This window comes from Arcanobacterium phocae (assembly GCF_900105865.1).
Classification (GTDB): domain Bacteria; phylum Actinomycetota; class Actinomycetes; order Actinomycetales; family Actinomycetaceae; genus Arcanobacterium; species Arcanobacterium phocae.
In genome coordinates this window covers 137,920-149,381 of the sequence record NZ_LT629804.1, presented here as the reverse complement: position 1 = coordinate 149,381, position 11,462 = coordinate 137,920, and the positions used below count along the sequence as shown (strand labels likewise).

The following is an 11,462-nucleotide window of genomic DNA, read 5'->3' as shown; positions in this document are numbered from 1 at the left end:
CCACTCGTCACCGAGCTTACTTCCCGGATGGAGGAAGTTGAATGCTTGCTCCGAGAGGCTGTTCAAGTTGATGATCTTGTTGTGGACGAAGCCACTTCTCATCTAGCTAAAGCGGGCGGGAAGCGGCTTCGGCCCGCATTGTGCTTGTTAACCGCGCAGCTTGGTCCGCGTCCAGCAGATAAAGATGTTTTAGATTCGGCAGTGGTAGTAGAGCTGACACATCTGGCCACTCTTTATCACGACGACGTCATGGACGAAGCTCCACTGCGTCGCGGCGTGCCAACAGCCCAATACGTTTATGGAAATTCATCTGCCATTCTTGCCGGCGATGTTCTGTTCGCTCGCGCATCTGGTATTGTGGCTAAATTAGGTCCCGAAGCAGTACTTTTGCACGCCGAAACATTTGAACGGCTGTGCATGGGGCAACTGCATGAAACCATTGGACCACGTGACGGCGAAGACCCGATCGAACACCATATTCAAGTTTTGGCAGATAAGACCGGATCGCTTATCGCGGCATCGGGGCGTTATGGAGTGCTCTATTCTGGTGGAGATCCGAAGCTTGCTGACGATATTGCTCAGTTCGGTGAAAAAGTTGGCGTCGCTTTTCAGATTGCCGACGACGTTATCGATCTCGTCTCGGACCCTGAAGTGACTGGAAAAACGCCGGGAACTGACCTACTCGAAGGTGTACCAACAATGCCAACGTTGCTTCTTCGTCAACGAGCCCAGCACGGCACTCTCGATGAGGCGGGAAAACGTATCTTGACCTATCTTGACGAACGTGACCTTAGTGAGGGAGATAATCTCGCCACTGTTGTGAGCATGTTACGTGAGCACTCCGTCGTCGAAGAAACACGACAACTAGCTCATCAATGGGTAGATGATGCGCTAAAGCATCTTGACTTTGTTTCGCAACGAAAAGTCAAAAAAGGCTTGGAGATGTTTGCACAGGCAATGGTCGATCGCCTCGCTTAGAGCGAATCCCACATGATCTCGCTATTCTCATTCCGGTAAAACAGAGTAAAATAGGGTGCAGTGTATGCGCTAATCATAGCGCCCAGAACCTAGGAGTCGCACGTGCGTAATCTTCTCAATAAACTGCTTCGAGCTGGTGAAGGCCGGATTCTCAAGAAGTTGACCGCTATAACTAAGCAAGTAAACTTGCTTGAAGATGTCTACAAAGACATGACTGATGATGAGCTCAAGGCCGTCACTGGTGATCTTCGGGAACGGTTAGCGCAGGGTGAGACTCTCGATGAGCTGATGCCAGATGCATTCGCAGCAGTACGTGAGGCTTCGGTGCGTACCCTCGGTCAGCGTCACTATGATGTGCAGATTATGGGTGGCGCGGCTCTCCACTTGGGAAACATTGCCGAAATGAAAACCGGTGAAGGTAAAACTTTGGTGGCGACGCTGGCTTCATACTTGAATGCTTTGTCGGGAGATGGCGTCCACGTCGTAACCGTCAATGACTATTTGGCGTCTTATCAGTCGGAACTCATGGGACGTGTTTTCCGGTTCCTGGGGATGACGACCGGCTGTATTCTGGAAGGTCAGACTCCGCAGCAGCGTCGTGAGCAGTATGCCGCTGATATTACTTATGGAACGAACAACCAGTTTGGTTTCGATTATTTGCGCGACAACATGGCGATGGATGAAAGCGAAATGGTTCAGCGTGGCCATAACTTTGCTATCGTCGACGAAGTTGATTCGATTCTTATTGATGAGGCACGTACTCCGTTGATTATTTCGGGTCAGGCCGACGGCGATGCCAACCGCTGGTATGTTGCGTTTGCTGACGCAGTGGGCAAGATGCGTCGAGATACTGATTACGAGGTTGATGAGAAGAAGCGCAACGCGGGTATTCTTGAACCAGGTATTGACAAGGTAGAGGATCTGCTCGGTATTGATAACCTCTACGAGTCTGTTAATACCCCGCTTATTGGCTACTTAAACAATGCTATTAAGGCCAAGGAACTGTTCCACCGCGACAAAGATTATATTGTGCGTGATGGTGAGGTGCTTATCGTTGATGAGCATACCGGCCGTGTTTTGCCTGGACGTCGATACAACGACGGTATGCACCAGGCGATTGAAGCTAAAGAAGGCGTGGAGATCAAGGCTGAAAATCAGACTTTGGCGTCCATTACTTTGCAGAACTATTTCCGCATGTACAACAAGCTTTCGGGCATGACGGGTACGGCAGAGACCGAAGCTGAGGAGTTTGCTTCAACATATGATATTGGCGTGGTGCCTATTCCAACCAATAAGCCAGTTGCACGTGTGGATCATCGCGATATCGTTTATGCGACCTCGGAACTGAAATTCGCAGCGATTGTTGAGGATATTAAGGAACGTTATGCCAAGGGGCAGCCGGTTTTGGTTGGTACTGCCTCGGTTGAGCATTCGGAATTGTTATCTGGTCTGCTGAAGAAAGCTCATATTCCGCACGAAGTACTGAATGCTAAACAGCATGAGCGTGAAGCTTCGGTTGTGGCGATGGCAGGACGCAAGCACGCGATAACTGTGGCAACGAACATGGCTGGTCGTGGTACCGACATCATGCTCGGTGGTAACGCCGAACATATTGCGTTGGAGATGATGAGTAAGCTCGGTCTTGACCCAGAAGAAAATACGGAAGAGTACGAAGAGCGCTGGCCAGAAATACTTCAGGCGGCAAAGGACCAAGTTGCTGCAGAGCATGACGAGGTAACCGAGCTGGGTGGCTTATATGTACTCGGCTCAGAACGCCACGAATCGCGTCGTATTGATAACCAGTTGCGTGGTCGTGCAGGACGTCAGGGCGATCCGGGTGAATCTCGATTCTATCTTTCCCTCGACGATGATCTGTTGCGTCTTTTCGGTTCCACAATTGTTAATACACTACGTAACTCGGCTCAAGACGAACCGCTTGATTTTAAGATGATGGCGAACGCTATTCAAAAAGCACAGGCACAACTTGATGGCCGCAATGCGGAACAGCGTAAGAATGTGCTTAAGTATGACGACGTTATGAATGATCAGCGAACTGTTGTCTATACTGAGCGCCGACGTATTTTGGCTGGAGACGATGTAGAAAACCAGATCCAGTCATTCATGGACTTTGTTATTAACGATATCGTTTCAGCTAATACTGAGGGCTCTCCCGATGATTGGGATTTGGATATGTTGTGGGCAGATATGCGCCGCTACTACAAACCGAGCTTTACTCCGGCGGAGTTCATCGAAGAGCATGGTGACCAGAAGCTGTTAACTGCCGATGTGGTTCGAGAAGAGTTCGAACAAGATATTCATGCATTGTATGAAGAACGTGAAGAAGAACTCGGAGATGAGCAGATGAGACTCATCGAACGGCAAGTTTTGTTGCAGACCTTGGATCGCAACTGGCGTGAGCACTTGTATGAGATGGACTATTTGAAGGAAGGCATTGGCTTGCGGGCCATGGCTCAGCGTAATCCACTTGTTGAATACAAGCAAGAAGGTTACCAAATGTTCCAGTCTATGAATGATCAGATCCGCGGTGAAACAGTAACATTCTTGATGGGATTTGAGCTACCTTCGGAGCGTCTTGCTCGAGAAGCAGCAGAGGCTGCTGAAGTGATGGCCGGTCAAGAATCATTGATGAATGCTCAAGCCGTGTCACGTGCTGCCGCGGCGGCAGCAGCTTCCAAGTCGGAAGCGACGAAAGCCGCTACCGAGAAGATTCTTGGTTTAAAGCGTCCAACGACAGCTACAAAGATGACGTATACGTCTTCAGCGAAAGATGGATCTGGTCAAGCTCGGGCAACCAATGCACAAGGTCGTGAAGTACATGGGCAAACAACAGCAGGCTCTGGCGAACCGCAGATGAATCGTGCACAGCGCCGGGCAGCTAAGAAAAAGAAGTAGTTCGCATTAAACCTAGGTCGCGGGGCATACAGAATAATCTGTATGCCCCGCGACTGTTATGCTGACAGTGAGTATTAGGCGATTTCGAGAGCAGTAACAATCCAGTGGTTTCGATGAATTTCTAGGCGCAATGCCACTGCTCTTATCCGAAAACCGTCATGGACAACGACTGAGACTTCGGCAATGCGGCGTCGTGGATGGTTAACGTGGATACGACGGATCACAGGGCGTGATGTTTGCGGTGCTGGTCCGTGTAAGCGTTGATTTAGCCCTGCTCTGGAAACTAGTGCACGATAAACACCAGAAGCAAGCCAAGACTGTAGCTGACGGACCGGACGATGCCCGTGCAATACTTCGATTGCTTGGCCAACTATTCGGGCAGAAAATGTTGTGGCAGGCACGATATCTGTTGGTAAGGGGCGGTCGAGTGCAAAGCGATCGTCGTCGTCAAAATCTATTGGTTGCTGTGCTTTCACAAAAATAGTGAGCCGATCATAAGGATCTTCTGGAGAGGAGGTCGGTATGGTACTAGGACTATGCTGCTTATGTGACTTTAATGGCGACAGGGCAGGAAGCGAACTGTTTTGAATTGGCGTGAAACGGGGCGACTCGTAGCAAACTGGCGAGGTGTCTAGGACGCTGGACATGAGGGTTACTTTCGGAATGAGGGAAGCTGAATGTATTGGCCGGGGTAAATGATGTTCGGGTCAGTAATGAGGTCTCTATTGTTTTCCCATAAATTTGTTGCAATCTGAGCAATTGAAACGTTGGGGTAATCCGGAGAGATTTCTTGGGCAATCGACCAAAGGCTGTCGCCAGGCTGCACTGTTATGCCAGGTTGCGCCGCTACGCTCGTGTTCAGCACCGCTGGCTTGAGTTGCACTCGGCGGAGAGATGGTGGGGTGCTGTGTGCGGTTTGAATGCTATATTCATATGATTCTAAGTTTGGTGAGTGATCACTTATTTGGCTTGCGTATGCTGGCGTAGGGGATAGAAGTGCGGCCGCGAGGGCTATGCGGCGTGCTCTGGGTGATCCAAACCGTGCAACGAATCGTAAGATACGACGATATTGACCATTTATGGCAACATCGACCAATAAATGCGATAAACTATTCCATAAGAATACAAGCATCAAAACGCACAACCCGAATAATTCTAATGCCGTATTTGCTGTCAGGGTGGTGGACGCGTGCCAAAGCTGGAAGGCGAGATAGCCGGATAAGCATCCTGCACCGCCTAAAAAGGAAATCTTAATCATCATCTAGCCTTTGTTTGATGCTGTTTGATTATGTTTAATATTGTTAGCTATATTTATGAAAATGGAAGAGGGCATGCCCGGCTAAATCTTGTGGATAAAAATGACGGTTGCAGATTGGAAAATTTTAGACTAGAGCTTATGACCTGGCAGACAGAAATTGAACGAATTGGCGCTCGGATCGAATGGGAAAAACGAGCGGCCTTACTCGATGAAGCTGAAGATTTTTCGCAAGCTGAACATGCCAGCGTATCTTTGAGTCAAAGGATACGTGGTTCCCTTGGAAAGTATGTGACTTTCTATGTTGATGATCGCGAGTTGTCTGGAATGCTCATCGAATGCGGTGCAGACTGGTTTACCTATCAATCTCAACTAGGAGTGGAGATAGTCTCGCTTGATCATGTTTCCCAGCTCAGCGGGTTGAGTCTTGCAATCCCCAGCGGGTCACGATATGTGCCGACGCTTAACTCAGTCTTGCGTAGATTGATAGGATTGCGAATTGTAATCAATCGTTATGGAAAGTCGCTGCATGGTGAACTGTTAGCAGTTGGAAGTGACTATATTGTGATCTTGCCGTTGATGACCGGGTGGGTACATACTTATGAAATATCTGCGGTGAGTGGAGAATCCGCAGCAGAAATATATGTGCCAATCAAACAGATCTCTATTGTTAGTGGCGAGGAAAGTGCGCAACGGTAGAAAATGATAATAGTTAGTTATCAAATTCGTCGGCGTTTATCTTGACTCGAGCTTTCTCATAGCTAGCTTGAATATAATCCTCGACAGCTTGTTCGGAGATCCGCCATTGCCCTCGTCCGCCAACCTGAATAGCCGCGAGCTCGCCATTTTTAATAAGGGTCCGCACTTGGCCTGCTGAAACACTCAAGTTTTCTGCAACATCTGCGATTGTAAGAAATTTTTGCATAATCATATTTTCCCACGTCTTTGCCCTTATCGCAGAACTTTATCCCCAGGTTTGGATCCTGTGGATAACTTTAGTATCGATTTGACACTTTTTGAGACGATATGTGCATGGTATTGTTACAAAGATTTTCACAACGTGCACGAGATCCACGTTTGCTTTTGGGTATGGTGTTAATTCTAGGTGGCGGAGTAGCAGGAGCTGCTTTAGCTGGCACGTCTTCTACGGTTCTGGTACCGCAAGCTATTGAGAGTATCGCTGTGGGGAGTCCTCTTTATGAAGAAAATTTTAGGTTGGTGGAGGTCCCACAGAGTATTGCTGGGAGTTATGTGCATGGGATGTCAATCCCATTAGAGAGCCGTGCGCAACGATCGATCGCTGCTGGTGAATTATTGTCCACCGAAACGCTAGGGAAACAGAAAACCGGGATAGTTATGGCGTTACCGCTTGCACTCTCGGTGCCAACGGATATGGAAAGCGGAGACCAAGTAACTATATGGCGAGTTCCTCGAAGTAAGGACGATGGTGGTGGAGTTGTGGCACAGCATGCCACCTTTGTGAAAGTGAAAGAGAACCGAACAATGGTAGACGGGAAAGTTACGGTAGAAGTTCGGGTATCTCGTGGTGGAGTAGCCAACATTATTGATTCGTTAAGTCGTGGGGACAGTTTTGTTATTGTGGATTCGAGTGATGAATAATGAGTGTTCTTCTATGCTTGCCGTCTGAACTCGACTCTGCAGTTTTAGCTCAATTATCGGAGACAGGGCAAACGCATTTGATTGCGCGGCGATGTGCCGATCTAGTAGAAGTAGTAGCAGGTGCACGTGCACGGGTAGCGCAGATGGCTGTCATTTCTGAAGATCTTGACGGTTTAGATATGACAGCAATTGCGGAGCTACGCCAGTACGTTGCAGTGGCGATTGTTGCTGGTAGTTCGCCGACATGCGATAGTGCTGTGAGACGCTATTTAAGCGATGTCGATATTCTTTCTCCACTTCCGCATGAGATCGCCAACCACATTAGAAAATCCAAAGGTTTGGGAGCACCTTCAGTTATCAATGACGACGTCTTTACGAGTAGAGCACAAACGGCCAAAGGAGCATTGACAGTGTTTTGGGGGCCGGTGGGGTCCAATGGCAGATCTACGCTTGTTCGTGATTGTAGTGTTTTCCTTTCTGAACGTCGTCGAGTTCTGGCTTGTGATGGTGATAGCTTTTCACCGTCGTTAGCACAGTTATTTGACGTTGATGAAAGCTCGGGTTTGATCGGTGTAGCTAGAATGATTGATCAAGGTCGGAAGGTGGATATTGAAGGAATGCTCTCGAGTCTTTCGCCATCGTTTGGAAATGTTAGTTTGTTAGCTGGTATGAATACTGGTCAGAGATGGCGTGAGATATCACGGTTTGTAGCAGATCGATTGTGGCCAGCGTTATGTGCAGAATACGATGCCGTCGTAGTGGATAGCTCCGGGGGACTGGATGACAAGGCGGAGCGGCTCGACCGGTGGGGTCTAACTCGATCCCTTGTTGACCAGGCAGATATTCGCTTGCATGTTGCTGTTGCTACGCCAATCGGTTTGCGTAGGCTTATCGAACATTGGGATGCGTTGGCGGAGGATCGTGTTGAACACGAAGCCGTTGTTTTGACGTCACTAAGGTCGACCGCTTTAGGTCTCCGCCCATTATTTCAGGCGCAAAACGTTCTACGAGAAGTGGGAATAGGAGATATTCCTATTTTTGGTATACGTGATGATAGGAATAAGCTGGACAAGGTGCTGATTCAAGGTAGCTCAATGCCTGTTTCTTTCCCGAAAAGTGGGTATTCTCGTGATGTTGCACGGGTTTGTTCCTGGATTGAGGATAGAATGCAGGTATGCGCATCTACATTCCAATGATTTTCAGCGAGTTGCTAGCCGACCATGTTTCCCCACGTCGTGTCCATGCAGTGACACCAGCGTTACGCGCATCGGTGCCACATGAGGACGATGAATCATACGAATATATGGTAACACTAGCTGCAGCAGACGATTCGTTGCGGCTACTGAGTAACTACCCGGATGAACGCCGCCGACGAATAGTTGCGGTAGCCGAGGTCCCAGATGGCAGTCTTCTTCCTGCATCTAAGCCAGATCTACCAACTGAAATTGATTTAGACGTGCAGGTACTTTGGAAGAACGTGGAATCGTTCCATATTGATGCGCCTGGTTCAGAGGAACTTGTTCAGCGTGCTATCGAGGGCGACGAAGATGCTTTCTTAGCGACAGGCGACATCGAATTACTATGGTTCGATATTAGCGAACGCAACCGTCTAAGCCATGGTGGCTTAGACTAGCTAATAATGCTTAGTGTAGATCCCTGACCTTTCGTTGGCTTGATACGAACCTGATTGGGGATTCGGGACTTGAGCTCTTCGACGTGCGAAATAATGCCGACCTTACGGCCGTCCCGGGCTAGTTCTGTTAAGGTGCTCATTACTTCATCAAGTACTTCGCCGGATAAAGTTCCAAATCCTTCGTCAATCATGAGGGTATCTATTCGGATCCCGCCATTTTCTTGTTGGACTACATCAGTTAGGCCTAAGGCAAGTGAAAGCGCAGTATAGAATGTCTCTCCACCGGATAGGCTACGTGTTGACCGGATATCGCTTTCTCCTTCGCCGTGCGCATCGTAATCAATAACAGATATACCAAGGCCTGTTTTGCGTTCTTTTTCAGCTCCTTCAGATCGCACCAGTTGATAACGTCCGCGCGAGAAACGAGCAAGATATTCGTTAGCGTGATCGATCACCATATCGAAGCGACGCATTAAGACCCATACGTGTAGGCTGACGTTGGTATGTGAAGCTTTACCTGCTTGAGCGAGCTGGTCTAATCGAGCTATTGGACCGGAATTATTCACTTCAGTTGCCCAGTGCTGGTATGCCTTTGTTACTGCGATTTGAGCACGCTGTGCAGTGTTAACTGCATCGTTAGCCAGTGCTGAGGCTTGAGTGGCTTCTTGATGGTTCTCTTGTGCTAGCCTAAAACGTTCTTCGGCCGACCCTATATCAATTTTCTCATCCCCAGTTAGACTAGCAATCTCTGGAGCGTTGAGCTGGGTGGTGACATAAGCCCATGCTGAATCGAAGGAACTGACGCGATCTGTTAGCAAATCTAGTTGATCTGGTTCGATAAACGCTTCTTGCGCTTCGTTTTGACAGAGTTCAGCTTCTCGGAGTGCTTCGTCTAGGAGTTCTTTAGACTGCTGGAATTTCGATAACAATAAAGCATAATCATGCAGCTCTTGATGAGCATCTGATAGGTGTGCTATGTGTGTCTTAGCCTCGGTTATGAGTTCGCTGATGCTATCGGCTTCGCCTTGTGCGCGAGATATTTCTTCGCGATCATGGTGTTGGCTTTCTTGTTCCTTTGCCAATGATTCATTGAGCGTGACTAGTGTAGATTTCAGTTCTGTGAGCTCGGTAAAACTCTCTTCGCGTTCACTTCGTAGCTGAGCGATTCTTTCTGTCAGCTCCTTGGCGCGCTGTTGAGCTAGCACAGCAACATTTCGCTGCGTGTCTAAATCAGACAACTGGCTGGAGATATGCTCACCGTCAATATCGCCAATCTGCGTTTGTAGTGTTTCGCATCGTGCTTGTAGCGCAGCGAGTTTGGTTTTGGACTCTTCTACGTTATTGCGCGAAATGTCTAACTCGTGTTGTGCTGATTCCACATCAGACTTATCGACATGAATGGCAGTGGCTTGCGCTGGGTGTGGATGCTCTAACGATCCGCACACTGGGCAGGGAAGACCCGCTGCTAAATCCAAGGATAATATTGCTGCCTGAGAAGCAATCCAGCGGTTATTGACATCTTGGAAGTGTTGGTTGGTGACAGAAAATGATGTGAGAAGATCAGAGTGCTTTTCCGTTGCTTGAGATACTTCATCTTGTGTTTGCGTCAATGCTTCTAGAGCTTGAGATATGCCTTTAAGCTTATCGATATCTTGAATAATCTTCGGTAACGTGAGTGCACTAGATTGAGCCTGTTCAAGTTCGGTTTCAGCTTGAGCTATCTGGTCCGGAAGCTCGCTGTATTTGGAACTAATTTTGTCTATAGCGTTAGTGAGCTTGTCACGCTTTGCTAAGGACTGTTTGATGTTTTCTTCCCGAGCGCGGACATTGTTACTAAGTGCATCTGCCTGTTGCAAATGCACAACTCGTTCGCGATACTCCTCGAGTTGGGATTCAATTTTTTGCGTTGTTTCTCCAAAGGACAGAAATGCTAAATCCGTGGTATCTGATGTTCCATAAACAACTAAAGATGAGTCGATTTTGGACAGCGCAGAGCTGACGCTTTCTTGTTGCTGATGAACATCGTCTTCAAGATGATGGAGTACCTTGAGACGCTCCATTGGTATCACTGCGCGATGATGCTGAGCAATACGTTTTTTGTCTTCCTCAATCCCGAAACGCTGTTTGTCTAGTTTATCTTTCTGCACTATATAATCGGCGCGTTTCTGGAGATTTTCGGAACGTCTTTTTTCATCAGCAAGTGCGGTTGTTGCTTCTTCGAGTTCTTTTACTCGATGGTTGAGATTTTCATGTGTTGTAGCTTGAGTGACACGTAGTTCTTGATCCCGTTGGTCTAGAAACTCTAACAATCGAGTATCATCAGGTTCGGTGAGACTATCAACTAAGTCTTGTATGACGTGTTCCCACTGAGAAACGGCAGAATTGCCAGACCAAGTTGCTACCGCTTGTGAAATAGCAAGTCTCGCTTTATCGATCCGTTGTGATGCATCTAGGGCCTGCTGGTGCAAGGCTTGGGAAAAATCCCGATACGGGCGAGTGTTGAAAAGTGTTTCCAGAAGATGAGACCGGTCTTCGGACTTCAGACGCAGAAAATCTGCGAACTGGCCCTGTGGCAGAACAACAGTTTGTACAAACTGTTCCCGAGTTAATCCTAAGATAGTGTTTAGCTCAGTTCCGACCTCGCGAGCTCCGGTAGCGAGAACTTCACCGTTACTCCATTGGCCTTGTTCTACTGCTGCTTCGGAGAGCCGAATTAAATTTGCCTTTTCCGAAACTTGAGTTGTGCCCCCACCACGCTTTGGTTTATCCCAACGGGGCATCCGTTCGATTCGATAGGTTCCGGAACTGACTGTAAAAACGAGCTCTACGCGCGATGGTTTTGTTTCCTCGGCGTGCGTAGAACGGATTCGGTTATAGTCTGAATTCGCCCCTGCCGGGTTGCCGTAAAGTGCAAAAACTATGGCGTCTATGAGGGACGATTTCCCTGATCCGGTTGGGCCTTCGAGCAGGAATAATCCGCCAGCGGTAAGAGCATCAAGATCGATTTCATGGTGTCCGCCAAAAGGGCCAACGCCGTCAATAACTAAGCGACGAAACAACATC

10 protein-coding genes are annotated in these 11,462 nt (G+C 48.3%); 6 read left to right on the top strand and 4 right to left on the bottom strand.

Annotated features, from left to right (window positions below):
• Nucleotides 1–27: 27 nt before the first annotated feature.
• Together BLT51_RS00645 and secA are read left to right on the top strand one after the other, a co-directional pair.
• Nucleotides 28–978, top strand: coding sequence for a polyprenyl synthetase family protein (locus BLT51_RS00645; RefSeq protein ID WP_091282430.1), 951 nt, complete (start codon nt 28–30; stop codon nt 976–978).
• A 102-nt stretch (nt 979–1,080) separates the two neighbouring features.
• Complete coding sequence (gene secA, locus BLT51_RS00640) at nt 1,081–3,891, top strand: preprotein translocase subunit SecA (RefSeq protein WP_091278693.1); 2,811 nt, start codon at nt 1,081–1,083, stop codon at nt 3,889–3,891.
• A 74-nt stretch (nt 3,892–3,965) separates the two neighbouring features.
• Here secA and BLT51_RS00635 read toward each other — a convergent pair whose 3' ends face one another.
• Entirely contained in the window at nt 3,966–4,367 is a 402-nt protein-coding gene (locus BLT51_RS00635; RefSeq protein WP_091278692.1) for an Rv3235 family protein, read from the bottom strand.
• A gap of 176 nt (nt 4,368–4,543) precedes the next feature.
• Entirely contained in the window at nt 4,544–5,149 is a 606-nt protein-coding gene (locus BLT51_RS00630; RefSeq protein WP_172801282.1) for a LysM peptidoglycan-binding domain-containing protein, read from the bottom strand.
• Between the two features lie 138 nt (nt 5,150–5,287).
• Here BLT51_RS00630 and BLT51_RS00625 point away from each other — a divergent pair, with 138 nt between their 5' ends.
• A complete protein-coding gene (locus BLT51_RS00625; protein ID WP_091278686.1) occupies nt 5,288–5,845 on the top strand; it encodes a hypothetical protein in 558 nt (185 codons plus the stop codon).
• A gap of 13 nt (nt 5,846–5,858) precedes the next feature.
• Here BLT51_RS00625 and BLT51_RS00620 read toward each other — a convergent pair whose 3' ends face one another.
• A complete protein-coding gene (locus BLT51_RS00620) occupies nt 5,859–6,071 on the bottom strand; it encodes a helix-turn-helix domain-containing protein (protein ID WP_172801281.1) in 213 nt (70 codons plus the stop codon).
• Between the two features lie 164 nt (nt 6,072–6,235).
• Between BLT51_RS00620 and BLT51_RS00615 the strand changes: the two genes are divergently transcribed.
• From BLT51_RS00615 to BLT51_RS00605, 3 genes are read left to right on the top strand one after another with little or no spacing between them, the layout of a single operon-like run.
• Nucleotides 6,236–6,766 (top strand): hypothetical protein, encoded by a 531-nt coding sequence (locus tag BLT51_RS00615; RefSeq protein WP_157672838.1) that lies wholly within the window; start codon nt 6,236–6,238, stop codon nt 6,764–6,766.
• Nucleotides 6,766–7,962: a hypothetical protein gene (locus BLT51_RS00610; RefSeq protein WP_091278677.1), complete on the top strand. Its 1,197-nt coding sequence runs from the start codon at nt 6,766–6,768 to the stop codon at nt 7,960–7,962. Before BLT51_RS00615 ends, BLT51_RS00610 begins: the two co-directional genes overlap by 1 nt.
• The gene (locus BLT51_RS00605) at nt 7,941–8,399 is read left to right on the top strand and encodes a DUF6912 family protein (protein ID WP_091278673.1); all 459 of its coding nucleotides are present in this window, start codon (nt 7,941–7,943) and stop codon (nt 8,397–8,399) included. The genes BLT51_RS00610 and BLT51_RS00605 overlap by 22 nt, the downstream gene beginning before the upstream one ends.
• Here BLT51_RS00605 and BLT51_RS00600 read toward each other — a convergent pair.
• Nucleotides 8,396–11,461: an AAA family ATPase gene (locus BLT51_RS00600; RefSeq protein WP_091278670.1), complete on the bottom strand. Its 3,066-nt coding sequence runs from the start codon at nt 11,459–11,461 to the stop codon at nt 8,396–8,398. The two genes, BLT51_RS00605 and BLT51_RS00600, sit on opposite strands and share 4 nt — an antisense overlap.
• Nucleotide 11,462: the final 1 nt, after the last annotated feature.

Excerpts from the sequence above, each read along its gene's own strand:
- BLT51_RS00645 (WP_091282430.1), top strand. The coding sequence starts at position 28 with ATGGAGGAAGTTGAATGCTTGCTCCGAGAGGCTGTTCAAGTTGATGAT.
- BLT51_RS00630 (WP_172801282.1), bottom strand. The coding sequence starts at position 5,149 with ATGATTAAGATTTCCTTTTTAGGCGGTGCAGGATGCTTATCCGGCTAT.
- BLT51_RS00625 (WP_091278686.1), top strand. The coding sequence starts at position 5,288 with ATGACCTGGCAGACAGAAATTGAACGAATTGGCGCTCGGATCGAATGG.
- BLT51_RS00620 (WP_172801281.1), bottom strand. The coding sequence starts at position 6,071 with ATGCAAAAATTTCTTACAATCGCAGATGTTGCAGAAAACTTGAGTGTT.
- BLT51_RS00615 (WP_157672838.1), top strand. The coding sequence starts at position 6,236 with ATGGTGTTAATTCTAGGTGGCGGAGTAGCAGGAGCTGCTTTAGCTGGC.
- BLT51_RS00610 (WP_091278677.1), top strand. The coding sequence starts at position 6,766 with ATGAGTGTTCTTCTATGCTTGCCGTCTGAACTCGACTCTGCAGTTTTA.
- BLT51_RS00605 (WP_091278673.1), top strand. The coding sequence starts at position 7,941 with ATGCGCATCTACATTCCAATGATTTTCAGCGAGTTGCTAGCCGACCAT.
- BLT51_RS00600 (WP_091278670.1), bottom strand. The coding sequence starts at position 11,461 with ATGTTGTTTCGTCGCTTAGTTATTGACGGCGTTGGCCCTTTTGGCGGA.